This is a genomic window from Streptomyces sp. P3, assembly GCF_003032475.1.
Lineage (GTDB): Bacteria > Actinomycetota > Actinomycetes > Streptomycetales > Streptomycetaceae > Streptomyces.
This window is the reverse complement of sequence record NZ_CP028369.1, coordinates 6272107-6286469: the sequence shown is the minus strand read 5'-3', so window position 1 is coordinate 6286469 and position 14363 is coordinate 6272107. Positions and strand designations below refer to the sequence as shown.

Annotated in this window: 9 protein-coding genes and 1 pseudogene; 8 read left to right on the top strand and 2 right to left on the bottom strand. The window is 69.9% G+C overall.

The window, feature by feature from the left end; genetic code table 11:
* Window positions 1–417: 417 nt before the first annotated feature.
* On the bottom strand, window positions 418–2373 hold the full coding sequence (locus C6376_RS27800) for a glycoside hydrolase family 127 protein (RefSeq protein WP_107445947.1): 1956 nt from the start codon (window positions 2371–2373) through the stop codon (window positions 418–420).
* A 104-nt stretch (window positions 2374–2477) separates the two neighbouring features.
* Complete coding sequence (locus C6376_RS27795) at window positions 2478–3479, bottom strand: hydroxyacid dehydrogenase (protein WP_107449227.1); 1002 nt, start codon at window positions 3477–3479, stop codon at window positions 2478–2480.
* A 392-nt stretch (window positions 3480–3871) separates the two neighbouring features.
* Here C6376_RS27795 and C6376_RS27790 point away from each other — a divergent pair, with 392 nt between their 5' ends.
* The 8 genes and pseudogenes from C6376_RS27790 to C6376_RS45495 form a co-directional block, all read left to right on the top strand.
* The gene (locus tag C6376_RS27790) at window positions 3872–5200 is read left to right on the top strand and encodes an ABC transporter substrate-binding protein (RefSeq protein ID WP_107445946.1); all 1329 of its coding nucleotides are present in this window, start codon (window positions 3872–3874) and stop codon (window positions 5198–5200) included.
* 68 nt (window positions 5201–5268) lie between these two features.
* Window positions 5269–6222, top strand: a complete 954-nt coding sequence (locus C6376_RS27785) for a carbohydrate ABC transporter permease (protein ID WP_107445945.1) — start codon at window positions 5269–5271, stop codon at window positions 6220–6222.
* Window positions 6219–7085, top strand: a complete 867-nt coding sequence (locus C6376_RS27780) for a carbohydrate ABC transporter permease (protein WP_173985744.1) — start codon at window positions 6219–6221, stop codon at window positions 7083–7085. Before C6376_RS27785 ends, C6376_RS27780 begins: the two co-directional genes overlap by 4 nt.
* 10 nt (window positions 7086–7095) lie before the next feature.
* Window positions 7096–10509 (top strand): Tat pathway signal sequence domain protein, encoded by a 3414-nt coding sequence (locus C6376_RS27775; protein WP_107445944.1) that lies wholly within the window; start codon window positions 7096–7098, stop codon window positions 10507–10509.
* A gap of 83 nt (window positions 10510–10592) precedes the next feature.
* Complete coding sequence (locus C6376_RS27770) at window positions 10593–11741, top strand: alginate lyase family protein (RefSeq protein ID WP_107445943.1); 1149 nt, start codon at window positions 10593–10595, stop codon at window positions 11739–11741.
* 11 nt (window positions 11742–11752) lie between these two features.
* Entirely contained in the window at window positions 11753–13351 is a 1599-nt protein-coding gene (locus C6376_RS27765) for a glycoside hydrolase family 43 protein (RefSeq protein WP_107445942.1), read from the top strand.
* On the top strand, window positions 13348–14151 hold the full coding sequence (locus tag C6376_RS27760; protein ID WP_107445941.1) for an alpha/beta fold hydrolase: 804 nt from the start codon (window positions 13348–13350) through the stop codon (window positions 14149–14151). The genes C6376_RS27765 and C6376_RS27760 overlap by 4 nt, the downstream gene beginning before the upstream one ends.
* A gap of 42 nt (window positions 14152–14193) precedes the next feature.
* Window positions 14194–14349 (top strand): annotated as a pseudogene (locus C6376_RS45495) (ArsR family transcriptional regulator); the annotation flags it as partial.
* Window positions 14350–14363 lie beyond the last annotated feature (14 nt).

Here is a 14363-nt window from a genome sequence, read left to right as displayed (position 1 = left end):
GATTTACGTCTGAGACAGAAAACGATTTCTGCCCCTCCGGACCTCGATGCCTCCCGAAACCCCGGAGTCCGTCCCCCCTCTTCACCAGGGCTGCGAAGGGCCTGGGCATCCGGTACGAGGCCACCGGCGGGAGTCGCTGCGAACAGACGGCCGGCCTGCCCGGTCGGGTCCCGCCCGCCCTCATCACGCGTCATGGCGCGACACCATTGGCTCTGCGGCGCCGCGACAGCGCGTCCGGACGGCGACCGTGCCGTCGCCCGGCATGGTCGAGCAGGCGGACGACGCGCGTTCGGTACTGTCGCGGTGCACGTGGGGCGGCCGGGAGCGCACTCTGCCGACGTTCCTCCCGGCCGGACCGTCGGCATCGCCGTCGGCCGTCGGGCCGGCCCGCCTCTTCGACGAGCGGTGGGCCGGGCGTCACCTGCGGCGGGCCAGCGGCAGCCAGATCCGCATGGAGCCCGCTTCCCGGTTGGCCCAGGCGTAGTACGGCACCGCGGTCAATTCGACGCATTCGCGGGGTTCGCCCGGCGCCGCCGAAGCATGGTCGACGTAGGGCCAGTCGGCGGACGGGTCGTCGGCAGGGAGCAGGCTTCCCGGCACACTCACCGTGCGCACCCCGCCGAGCAGTTCGGTGCGGCCGTGGACGGTGAGCGGCGCGTCGGGCTGCAGGGTGACCTCGTCCGGGTCCAGCCGGCCCGGTTGATCGGTCTGTTCCAGGCAGTAGACCAGCGGACCGCGTTCGATGGCGGCGCAGCCGCGGACGGCGTCGACACGCGGGGACGGGACGGTCAGCCGAGCCGGCATCGCGAGGTCGAGCCGAACGGTGTCGCCCGGGACGAACTCCCGGGTCACCCGAAGCCAGCCGGCCTGTGCCCCGCCTTCGACGGCGGCGCCGTTCACGGTCAGGGTGTGATCCGCACACCACGCCGGCAGCCGCAGGGAGAGCGTGCGAGCCAGGGCGGTGGGAGCGTCCTCGACGGTGACCGTGACGGTGCCGTCCCACGGATAGTCCGTCGCCACCCGCACGGTGAGGCCGTCACCGCCGTAGACGCCGGTGGCGTACTGATGCAGCCGCAGCCCGCTGCCGTCGGCTGTGGCCATGTAGTGCGGGAGGGCGGCGAGCAGGCGCATGACGTTGGGCGGGCAGCATGCGCAGCGGAACCAGGGGGTGCGGCGGGCGGTCTGGTCGCCGGGGCGTTCGTGGGGGCGGGTTCGCAGGTGGAGCGGGTTGACGTACAGCCAGGTCCGGCCGTCCAGACCGGCACCGGCGAGGAAGCCGTTGAAGAGGGTGCGCTCGACGAGATCGGAGTAGCGGGCCTCGCCGGTGAGCAGGGCCATGCGCCAGGAGAAGTGGATGGAGGCGATGGCGGCGCAGGTCTCCGCGTAGGCGCGGTCGGCGGGCAGTTCGTGGGGGTCGCCGAACGCCTCCCAGTCGTGCCGGGAGCCGACGGCGCCGGTGAGGTAGGTCTTGGTCGTGACCATGTCCCGCCACAGCCGCTCCAGAGCCGTACGGAGTTCCCTGTCGCCGGTCTCCGCGGCGAGGTCGGCGGCTCCGGCGAGGAGGTAGAGCTGGCGCACGGCGTGGCCGGTGACTTCATCGGCTGCCCGGATCGGCGTGTGGTCCTGCCAGTACTCGGCGCCGGGGTCTCGGTCGTGGCCCCGGTCGGCGCCGGAGGAGAGGCTGCCGTGGCCGCGTCGTTCCAGAAAATATTGGGCGAGATCCAGGTACCGCTTCTCGTCGGTCGTCCGGTGGAGTTCGACGAGTGCGGTCTCCACTCCGGGGTGGCCGCAGACCGTGTCCGCCTGCTTGCCCGGACCGAAGACGGAGTCGACGTGGTCGGCGAGCCGACGGGCCACGTCGAGCAGCCGTTCGGAGCCGGTGGCCCGATGGTGCGCGAGGGCGGCCTGGATCAGATGCCCCGCGCAGTACAGCTCGTGTCCCCAGCCCGGCTCGGTCCAGGGGATCCCGCCACCGAGCTGGTAGTACGTCTGCAGATAGCCGTCCTCGCGCTGAGCCGCGGCGATCACCCCGACTACGGCCTCGACTTCTGCGGCCAGCGCTTCGTCGGGGGTGTCCGCGAGCTGCCAGCAGGCGGCTTCCAGCCACTTGTAGACGTCGGAGTCCTGGAACTGGAAGTCGCCGGAGAACCCCGTGCTCGCAAGGGCGTCGGTGCGCAGGAGTGCGACGGCGCGGAAGTTGGCGAGGTTGCCGGCCTGCTCCAGCCGCGCCGGGCCCTCGGCGAGGGAGATCCCGGCGTTGACGCGGCGGCGCTCGGCCCAGAATCCGTCCTCGATCCGGGCCGCGGATGCGGGACGCAGGGGGGAGACTGCGCGCACGGAGGGGTGGACCGGTCCGGTGTGGGTCGTGTTCAAGGGTGCCTCCGGAGGAAGGGGGTGGGGGACGGGGTGACGGGACCGGCACTGCGCGAATCCGCCGACCGGCGGTGTCCCCGGCCGACGGGTCGGCGCGGGGTCCTTCAGGCGCTGATCGCCAGTTCGGCGCGATGGACCGGGTGGGCAGGCGGCAGGCCCGCCGTCAGGCGTTCCAGCTCCGATATCACCGTGCCGCCCAGCCGCGCCAGTTCATTGCCCAGGGAACCGGCGATGTGCGGCGTGAGGAACACGTTCGGAAGGCCGTAGAGCGGAGAGTCCGCCGGCAGCGGCTCGGGGTCGGTGACGTCCAGGACCGCGCTGAGCCGACCGCTCACCAGTTCCCCGGTGAGCGCGGTGTGGTCGACGAGGGCGCCCCGTGAGGTGTTGATCAGCACGCCGCCGTCGGGGATGAGCGCCAGCCGTTCGCGGCTGAGCATGCGGCGGGTCTGCGGGATGTCGGGGGCGTGCACGCTGACGATGTCGCTGGTGCGCAGCAGCTCGTCCAGTTCCAGCGGGACGGCGCCCAGTTCCGCGACCTCGGCGGCCTCGACGTAGGGGTCGTAGAGGGCCACCGACAGATCGAGGGGCCGCAGCAGTTCCACGACCCGGCGGCCCACCCGGGACGCGCCGATCAGACCGACCCGACGACCGAGGTTGCCCACTCCCGCGTACTCCGTCGGAGCGGGATAGACCCGCTCGGCCCGGAAGCGTTCGCGCAGTCCGAAGGCGTCCTTGCCGGCCAGCAGAATCATGGCGAGCGTGTACTCCGCCACGGGCAGGGCGTTGGCGTGCACCGCGCTGGACAGGGCGAGGCCGCGCTCCCAGAACGACTCACCCACGAGGTGCCGGACGCTGCCGCCGGCGTGCAGCACGGCACGCAGCCGGGGCGCCGCCGCGAGGGTCTCCGCGCCGATGTGCGGGCAACCCCAGCCGGTGACCAGGACCTCGGCGCCGCCCAGGGCCTCCGCCACGGCGGGATCGGAGAAGTCCTCGACGACGAGCGTGGGATCGACCTGCGCGAGTTGCTGGACGCGGGTCATCAGCCGCGGCGGGAAGAGTTCCGGCAGATGCACCGGATTCATGGCGAAAAGGGCGCGCGGTGGCATTGACTCGGACATGACGCTCCTGGCGGGAGTGGGCGGACCGCGGGAAGATGCCGGCGATCGGGATAGTAAACGTATTCCACGCTAGGAGCCGAAGGCGCCTCGGGTCAATGGCCCAAGCCGGGAGGCGATCAAGCCGCGGACAGCGCTCACCCTCCCGCGAGGATGGCATCAACAGTGCAGCTCAGCGGGCACAGCGGTAATGCTGGAGAAAGTTGAACGAAACAATCCGGCATCCGCCCCTTGTGGATCCCGCCCCGCCAGCCGTACGGTCCACAACAACAAACGGTTACTGCCGCCGTCCACGCGGTGCCGGATTCTCTCCCGCCGCGTCGCCCCGACCGCGCCGTCTCCCCCACGTGCAGGCGCCGTCCCGTTCCTTTCGTGGAGGACCGATGTCCAAGTCCCGTATCCGCCCCAGAGTGCTTGTCCCGGTGGTCGCCGTCGCTTCTCTCTCCCTGCTGCTGACCGCCTGCTCGGACGACTCGGGCTCCGCCGCCTCGTCGACCACGAAGGGCGACGTCACGCTGGAGTTCTGGAGCTGGACGGACGGCATCGAGGCACAGACCAAGGTGTGGAACAAGGAGCACCCCGAGACGCAGATCAAGTTCGTCAACGCTGCCGGTGACACCGCCTACCAGAAGCTGCGGGCCGCGGTGAACGCGGGAACCGCGCCCTGTCTGTCGAAGATGGACGGGATGAACCTGGCGAACTTCGCCGCCGACGGACTGCTGACCGACATCGGCAAGGTCGCGGCCAAGTACAAGGGCGCGTACACGGTCGCCGCCTGGAACGCGGTCAGCCCGGGCGGCACCACCTTCGGCATCCCGATGGGTTCGTCGCCGCTGTTCACCGCCTACCGCGCGGACCTGTTCCAGAAGTACGGGATCGAGGCCCCCAAGACCTGGGACGACCTGATCGCCGCCGGCAGGAAGGTCCAGCAGAAGGACAAGAACGTCAAGATCTACAACATGGCGGGCGAGGACCCGAGCTCCCTGGTCGACCTGTCGTGGGAGGCCGGCGCGCAGTGGTACAAGGTGGACGGCGACCACTGGGTCGTGAACTTCACATCCCCCGAGGCGCTCAAGGCCGGCGACATCGTCCAGCGGCTCGTGGACAACGACCTGGCCTCCAACGCGTCGTACGCCGACCCGGGCGTCTTCAAGACCTGGGACCTCGGCAAGACCATCGCGATGACCACCTCGACCTGGCAGCTGCCGATCTACGACACCAACTTTCCCAAGTCCAAGGGGAAGTGGCAGCTCGCCGACTCGCCCGTCTTCGACACCGCCAAGCCGCAGACCTCCAGCAACTTCGACACCACCGGCGTCCTCAAGGGCTGCAAGTACCCCGACCGCGCCGCCGAGTTCGCCGCCTGGCTGAGCAGCAGCAAGGAATCGCTGACGGCACTGACCGACCCGGCCTCCAAGTCGGGCCTGTTCCCCGCGGTCAAGGACGTCTCGCCGTACGTCGACAAGATCGTCCCGACCGGGATGTTCAACGGGAAGTCGGACAGCGCGCAGGTGATCACCACCGCGGCCTCGAGGGTCGGTGAGCAGTGGCAGTACGGCCCGAACTACGCGGCGATGTACTCCGAGATGCAGAAGCAGTGGGGCCAGGTCATGAAGAAGCAGCTGACGGTCAAGGACATGCTGACCTCGCTGCAGAAGTGGACCGTGGACGACCTCAACCACAAGGGCGTCAAGGCCGTCGCCGGCAGTTGACACCCCCGTAGGCCCCACCCCTGCCCCGTAGGCCCCCACCTCTGCAGGCCTCACCTCTGGAGACACCCGTGTCCACCCTGACGCGACCGCCGAAGGTCGCCACCGACTCCCCGGCCCGGCGGTCCTCCCCCCGCCGGGCCGGGAGACGGGGAGCCCACAAGGGACTGCTGTTCGCAACTCCCTTCCTGGTCGGCTTCCTGGCCACGTACGTCGTGCCGATCTGCTACGCCTTCAGCCAGAGCCTGCGGGAGAAGAAGAGCAGCGGTCTGGGCTTCGGCCCGACCCGGGTCGTCTTCACCGGCCTGTCCAACTTCGCCTCCATCCTCGGTGACGGCGACTTCTGGTCGAGCATGCTGCGCACCCTGCTGTTCGGCGCGGCGCAGATCACGGTGATGCTGGGCCTCTCGCTGTTCCTCGCCCTGCTCCTGGACGGGGTGGCCGCCCGTGCGGTGCGGTTCTTCCGCGCGGCGCTGCTCATCCCGTACGTGGTACCCGCCGTGGTGTCCACCGTGATGTGGCTGTTCCTGTACAGCCCGACAGGCTCTCCGCTGCTCGACCTCGCCCACCGGGCCGGCACGGACGTCTCGTTCTTCGGCGGCCTCAACACGTATGTCTCCCTGGGCAATCTGCTGACCTGGCAGGGGATCGGCTTCAACATGATCCTGATCTCCGCCGCGTTGCAGGCGCTGCCCCGCGAGCTGTACGAGGCGGCCAGGCTGGACGGGGCCAGGGAGTGGCGGATCGCCTGGTCGGTCAAGATCCCCAACATCACCGGCATCCTGGTGCTGACCGGCATGTTCTCCCTGATCGGCCGACTCCAGCTGTTCGCCGAACCGTTGCTGCTGCGGCAGATCGCACCCGAGTCGATCAACACCGACTTCACTCCGATGATGGAGATCTACGACAAGGCGTTCAAGACCGGCGACTACCAGTACGCCGCCGCCGAGTCGCTGGTCCTGGCCGTCGTCACCGGGATTCTGGCCTTCGTCTTCTACCGGGTCACGAACAGGAAGATGTCATGAGCACTGTCGCATCCGGGGGCGGCGTGCGCCCCACCCGCCGCGCGGTGGCGCTCACCACCGGCCTGCTGGTCCTCTTCCTGATCTACTCGCTCGCCCCGACGTGGTTCCTTATCGTCTCCGCGACCAAGAACCAGACGGACCTGTACTCCACGTTCGGCCTGTGGTTCTCCTCCAACCACCTGGCGGACAACCTCCAGGACATCTGGACCTACCACGACGGGGTGTTCACCCGCTGGATCGGCAACTCGATCCTCTACTCCACCCTCGGGGCGGCCGGTTCCACCCTCGTCTCGCTCGCCGCCGGATACGGGCTGTCGAAGTTCGACTTCCGGGGTCGGGGCGCCCTGTTCGCGGTCATCGTCGGCGCCTCACTGCTGCCGAGCACCCTGCTGGCCTTCCCGCTCTACCTCGTCTTCGCCCAGATCGGGCTGACGAACACCATCTGGTCGGTGCTCATCCCGTACTTCATCAATCCGTTCGGCGTCTACCTGGGCAAGGTCTACGCGGACAGCTCCATCCCCACCGAACTGATGGAAGCGGCCCGTCTCGACGGCGCCGGCGAACTGCGGATCTTCTGCTCGGTCGCCCTGCGACTCGTACGGACCGGCGGCATCACCATCTTCATGCTCGTCTTCATCGACATCTGGAACAACTTCTTCCTCCCCCTGTTCATGCTCACCGGCGAGCGCACCTTCCCCGTGAGTCTGGGCCTGTACTCCTGGCTCCAGCAGGCGCAGACCGCCCGCGACATGAACACCCTCGTCCTCACCGGGTCACTGCTGTCGATCGTTCCGCTCGCGGTCTTCATGTTCGCGCTCCAGAGGTACTGGCGCAGCGGAATCCTCATGGGCAGCCTCAAGTAAAGGATCAGCCGTGCCCAACGCACCCAGACGACGTGACGTCCTCAAGTACGCCGGCACCACCGGTGCCGCGGCGGCCGGCCTCGGACTGCTGAACATCCAACCCGCCGCCGCGGCGCCCGCCTCGGAAGTCCCCTTCCGGCCGGCCGTCTGCAAGCCTCTGGACGTCGTCGTCTTCGGCGACGCGAACTCCGAGACGACGCACGGTCTCACCGCCACGCTCTCCGACACGGTCACCGGCGGCCTCGGGCAGCGGGCCCGCGTCCTCAACCCCACCGAGCCCGCCACGTACTGGGGCGGCGCCCTGAAGTTCGACGTCGCCGTCAGCCCGACCCGGACCACCTACGTCACCGTGCGGCTGTGGGGCGACGACTTCGACTCCACCTCCCGGCAGGCGGCGTCCGGCACGAACATGTGGCGGCTTCAGCTGTTCTGCGACGGCCTCCAGGTCGGCCACCAGGACGAGGGGGCCGTCGACAGCCTGGACATCCTGGACACCTCGCCGCGCACGCCCGGCCGGTTCTTCTTCCACACCCTGCCGCTGCCCGAGCGGCTCACCCGGGGCAAGGAGAAGGTGACGCTGGAGATCCGTTCGATGGGCCGTATCTGGTCCTACGGCCAGAACACGGACCAGCTCTACTACAAGATGACCACGCCGTCGCGGGGCATCTACCGCCTCTACACGCACACCGAGCCGTGCTTCGTCCCGCCCAGGGGCGAGGCGCAGGGTCCCGCGCCCGTGCCGACCGTCCGGGACGTCGAGGGCCCCGAGGCCCTGGAGGCGGTGCGTCAACGCGTTGCCAAGGACCAGAAGGCCTACCTGACCAGCGTCAACCCCGCCGGCATGGACGCCTGGGCCTTTCAGTCGCTCGCCGAGGGGTACCTCTGGTCCGGCAGCCCCGCCCACCGAAACCCGGCGGCGCTGGACCGCGTGCTGCGCGCCCTCGACGGCCGGTACATGGCGTGGAAGAACGACGCGACCGTGCTGACCGGATCCGACCAGCAGTGGCAGGGCTTCGGCCGGGTCGGACTGGTACTGGCGCTGCTCTGGGAGCACCTGGACGACCGTCTGGACCAGAGGGTGACCGGCTCGCCGTACGAGATCTCCAACCCCGGATTCGAGGAGGGCGGCGAGACTCCCATGGGCTGGGAGGTGCCGGGCTGGGGGAAGACCGCCGACGCCGACTGGACGCGGGACACCACCGTGTCCCGCACGGGCTCCGCCTCGCTCAGGGTCACGGCGAGCGCGGTGAGCGGCTTCATCACCGTCTACTCCTCTCCCAGGACCCGTGTGGGCAAGGGGACGCACACCTACGGCGCGTGGATCAGGACGGACGGCGTCACCGGTACCGGCGCCCACATCGACCCGCTGTTCTTCGACGCGAACGGCAACCTCGTCGGCAGCGACCACCGCCGGTTCGCCGCCACCGGCACCCACGGCTGGGAGTACGTCTCCCTGGACCTCGAGACACCCGACGGCGCCACCCAGGTCGAGTTCCACCTGCGGCTGTCCGGCCCCGGCACCGCCTGGTTCGACTCCGTCGACCTGGTCAAGCCCACAGAGCTGCGCAACCCCGGCTTCGAGCAGGGCGCCGGGACCCCCTCCGGCTGGGCGGTGCCCGGCTGGGGCAGGACCAGCGACGCCTCCTGGGCCCGGGACACCGCCGTCAACCGGTCCGGATCCGCGTCGCTGAAACTCGCGGCCACCGCGACGAACGGCTTCGTCACGGCGTACAACGCGGCGAAGCTCCAGGTCGGCAAGGGGACGCACACCTACGGCGCGTGGATCAGGACGGACGGCGTCACCGGTACCGGCGCCCACATCGACCCGCTGTTCTTCGACGCGAACGGCAACCTCGTCGGCAGCGACCACCGCCGGTTCGCCGCCACCGGCACCCACGGCTGGGAACAGGTCTCCCTGGACCTCGAGACACCCGACGGCGCCACCCAGGTCGAGCTCCACCTGCGGCTGTCCGGCCCCGGCACCGCCTGGTTCGACGACCTGACCGTCACCGCACCCACGGGCGCCGGCACCCCCGAGCAGCCGGTGCGGCGCGCCGCCTACATCGACATGCTGAAGTCGAGCCGGGACTACTGGCGGCAGAACTTCCCGCATTACACCAACCAGTCGCAGATCTGTGCCATCGGCATCTACCAGGCCAACCGCGGCCTGCGTCTGCTCGCCCCGCAGCTCGCCCTGCCGGAGGACAGGGCCCGCGACTACATGTACCAGTCGCTCGGCATGAAGCCCTTTCTCGGCAAGGAGGACGCCGACGGCAACCCGACCAAGCCGCTCGGCGAAAGCTACTACCAGGTGACCCGGGCCGGCCTGACCCGGGAACTGGGCTATGTGGGCAGCTACGGCGAGGTCGTCGACTGGCTGGTCATGATGTACGAGTCGGTCACGCGCGGGTACCAGGGCCAGGAGGCGCCGGAGCTGCGCGAGCAGATGGTGAAGATCATCAAGGCCCGGGGGCGGTTCCGGGTGGTCGACGTCGACGAGACGGGCGCCCGCGTATCCCGGATCGAGACGGTCGTCGGCTGGCGCAACGAGGTCTACCCCGGTGAGATCGCCTACGCCTCCCGTACCGCGTGGGACTCGCACCCGGTGATGTCGGCGGCGGTGTTCACGGACCCGGACATCGTCGGCTGGACCCAGGAGATGGTCGCCGACGGGCAGTTCTACAAGCAACTGGACCTGCTCATCCACCACACCTGGACCCGCGTCGGGCTGGCCGGCCTGCGGCTGGTCTCCCGCGACTGGGACACCTACCAGGCTCTGCCCGCCCGCCCGGGGCGCATCCCCACCGACTGGAACCGGCCCGACTTCGTCTTCACCGACGAGGAGAACGGCGTCCTGGCCGTGAAGAACGGCGAGGAACTCCTCTTCGCCTCCCTCTACTGGCGCGCCCGCCAGGGCGTCAACGACTACGCCCGCATCCACCACCTCACCCCGACCGACCAGCGCTCCGCCACCATCCGTCAACGCTCGGCCGGCTCGACCGACGACACGTACACGGTGAACGACTGGATTCTGTGGGACTACGCGATCAACGACCCCGGGGCAGGGCACATCCCGCCCGGTGGCTTCCCGCCGCCCGGCGACACCCTGCACCAGGCGCTGGCCGGCGACGTCTACCATCTGGCGCCGGTCCCGGCGGACGTGCCGGACCCGGCCGTCGGCGTCCACTTCGAGGGCGTGGAGACCATGCTCGTCGGACGCGCTCCGTTCTACCTGTGCGAGTACGGCGACTACCTCATCGCCATGAACACCAGCACCGACCGGACGTACACCCTGCCCACCCGCCAGGACTTCGGCCCCGCCCGCGACCTCGCCACCGGCCGGACGGTCGGCGCCGGACAGCGTCCCGAGGTCGGCCCCCGCAGCACGATCGTGCTGTACCGGGGGCGGCGCGCGGCCGACTGAGCCCCCGGGAGGGAGCCGCACCGGCGCCCCTCCCCTGTTTCTCCATTCCCTGCCACTCAGCGTCGAGTGAAAGAGGAAGACGCATGACCGAGCCGATCCCTTCCACACCCGAGTCCCCCAGCCGTCGCCGTTTCCTGCAGATCACCGCCGTCGGCACTGCCGCGTCGGCCACGGGGCTGGCCGCGATCCCGGCGGCGGACGCCCTGACCTCATTCATCCACCCCGGGGTGCTGCACAAGCTCTCCGACATCCAGCGGACGAAGACCCGGATCGCGGCCGGCACCGAGCCCTGGCTCAGCGGCTGGAACGTGTTCAGGGCGAACGCCTACTCCCAGTCGACGTACGCCATGGCGGGCCCCCGCACGACCATCGACCGCGGCACCACCGAGGTCGGTAACTGGGAGTTCTGGAACGACTGCAACGCCGCCTACCAGAACGCCCTGATGTGGAACCTGACGGGCAACACCGCCCACGCCGCGAAAGCGCTGCAGATCATCAAGTCCTGGTCGTCCACGCTGACCTCGATCACCGGAAAGGACGCCCAACTCGCCGCCTCCATCTACGGTTTCAAACTGGCGGCGGCAGCCGAGCTGATGCGGTACACGGCCCCTTCGGGCAGTTGGAGCGCTTCCGAGATCACCCGGACGGAGAACCTCCTCAAGAACGTCTTCGTACCCCTGGTGAGGACGTTCGGCGACGCGGGCTGGGGCACCAACTGCATCAAGGCGATGGCGGCGTTCGGTGTGTTCTGCAATGACACCTCCCTCTACAACGCCGCCGTCGACGCCTTCTACCTGCACGACTGCTGCAAGCTCAGCCGGGTGATCAGGGACTCCGGCCAGTGCGTGGACAGCGGCCGCGACCAGGCCCACACCCAGCTCATCCTGGGCAGCATGGCCGAGGCCTGCGAGATCGCCTGGATCCAAGGCCAGGACCTGTACTCCGCCTCCTCCAACCGGCTGCTGGCCGGCTTCGAGTACACCGCGAAGTACAACACCGGCAACGACGTCCCGTACGCCGTCTGGGGCTCGTGCAAGCTCACCTTCAACTCCCTCTCCACCATCGAGCGCGGCAACCTGCGCCCCATCTACGAGATGGCCTTCAACCACTACGTCAAACGCCGCAGCCTGCCCGCCCCCTGGACGTACACCGCCATCGGGAACATCCGCCCGGAGGGGGCGGCGTTCCAGTGCGACCACGTGGGCTTCGGCACCCTGCTGTTCACCCTCTGAGCGGAGCGTCCGTGATCCACAACCCCGTCCTGCGCGGCTTCGAACCCGACCCGGTGATCCTCCGGGTCGGCGACGACTTCTACATCGCCACCTCCACCTTCGAGTGGTATCCGGGCGTCCGGATCCACCACTCCCGGGACCTGGTCGACTGGCGGTCGCTGGGCGGGGTTCTGGACAGCACGCGCCTGCTCGACCTCACGGGCGTCCCGGACTCGGGCGGAATCTGGGCGCCCGGGCTGTCGTACGCGGACGGCCTGTTCCACCTCGTGTTCACCGTCGTCGACACCTACGCGGAGGGCTGGAAAGACCTCCCGAACTACGTCACCACGGCCGCCTCGATCGAAGGGCCGTGGTCCGACCCGGTCCCGCTGCACGGCCGGGGCTTCGACGTGTCCCTGTTCCATGACGATGACGGCGCCGGCCGCAGCTGGCTGCTGAACATGCGCTTCGACTGGCGTCCGGACCGCGAGGGGTTCGCCGGGATCGAGCTCCAGGAGTACGACCGCGGGAGCCGGACCCTGCTCGGCGAGCCCCGCACCATCTCCGTGGGAACCCCGGCCGGGGTCGCCGAGGGCCCGCATCTCTACCGTCGCGACGGCTGGTACTACCTGGTGCACGCGGAGGGCGGCACCGGCTACGAGCACGGCGCGGCCGTGGCCCGCTCACGTGACCTTTTCGGCCCGTACGAAGCCGACCCCGCCGGCCCTCTGCTCACGTCCCGCGACGACCCGTCCCTGGAGCTGCAGAAGGCAGGGCACTGCTCACTTGTCGAGACGGCGACGGGCCAGTGGTACGCCGCCCACATCGTCGCCCGTCCCCACACACAGCGGGGCCGGTGCGTGCTCGGCCGGGAGACCGCGCTGCAACCGGTGACCTGGACCGAAGACGGCTGGCCCCGGATCGCCGGAGCCGTACCCGCCGTCATGCCACCGGCGCCCGAGCTGCCCCCCGCGCCCGTCCCCGCACCACCGGCGGACGACTCGTTCGCATCTCCCGCCCTCGGCCCCGACTGGTGCACCCTGCGCCGCCCCGCCACCGACGACTGGATCGAGCCGGCCCCGGGACGGCTGCGTATCCGGGGAGGCCAGTCGCCGGTGGGCCGCCGCACGCCGAGCCTGCTCGCCCGGCGGGTGACCGCCCCACGCTGTTCCTTCGAGACCAGCCTGACCTTCGCACCCCGCACCCCCGACCACCTGGCCGGTCTGACCGCCTACTACAACACCCGCAACTGGCACTACCTGTACGTCACCGCCGAGGACGACGGCTCGCCCGTCCTGCGGGCACTGAGCTGCGAGGCGGGCCGTCTTGTCGCCCACCGGCCGACGATTCCGCTCGAGCCGGGACGCGCGGTCGTCCTGCGCGCCGAACTCGAGGTGCCCGTCCTGCGTTTCTCGTACGACACCGGTCGGGGCATGCTGGAGGTGCCCGTCGAACTCGACGCCACCGTCCTGTCGGACGAGTACGCCGACGAGTTCCACGAAGGGCAACTGCGCGTTCTCGGCTTCACGGGCGCCATGCTGGGACTGTGGGCGCAGGACCTCGACGGCGCGGGAGTCCACGCGGACTTCGCCTACACGCACTACCGGACCTCCGAGGACGGCACCGTATGACGATCACCGACCTGGGACGCGTCCGCCTCTTCCACACCGTCGTCGGGCCCGCCCGCGCGGCCCCGCTGCTCCTGGTGCACGGCTGGGGCGGGGACGGCCGGGAGTGGTCCGCGCACGCCGAGGCGCTGGCCGACCGGTTCCCTGTGATCATCCCCGACCTGCGCGGGCACGGCCGCTCGGAGGTACCCGACGAAGGCAACACCCCCGCGGAGATGGCCGACGACCTGGCCGCGTTGCTCGGTCACCTCGGTGCCGGGCCTGCCATCACCGTGGGCCACTCCATGGGCGGCCAGGTCGTCAACCTGCTCGCGTTGCGGCATCCGGAACGCGTCCGCTCGGTCGTCGCCCTGGATCCGGCACACGGCGCGCACGGAGCGGAGGTCGAGCAGATCCCGGCCCGGCTGGCCGAGTACCGAGGACGAGGGGCGTGCGCAGCGGCCGGTTTCATCGAGGGTGCCTTCTCGGCAGGCGCCCCGGCCGGACTGCGCACGGCCCATGTGCGCGCGATGCTCGGCACCCCGGACCATGTCGTCGCCCAGTCGTACGCCGGCATGTACACCGACCCCGGCGCGGTCGGCGTGCGCCCGCACAGCGAGGCGTACCTGCTCCGCCGCACGCAGCCAGCACTCACCGTATGGACCTCGGCGGAAGCGGCCACCTGGGAACGGGGCACCCTGCGCGTCCCCGGTTCCCGCGTCGACCACTGGCCCGACAGCGGGCACTACCTGCACGAGGAACATCCCGAGCGCACCGTGCGCCTGGTGAGGGATTGGGCGCTACGTGACCGAGAGATCGAGTAGGGCCCGGCCTGGTGGCCGCACGCCCGCAGGAACGTCCGGGACGACGAGATGAGCACCGTCGCAGAAGCGGTACGTCGGGCACTGGCGCCTTACCGGCACCGGGAACGGCAGCCCTCCGCACGACCCGCCTCAGCCCAGCCCGTTGCCCTCATCGCGCGCCTCTTCCCCCTGTTGGCGGACACGGCGAACGACAACTGAGCCGGCGGTTTCCG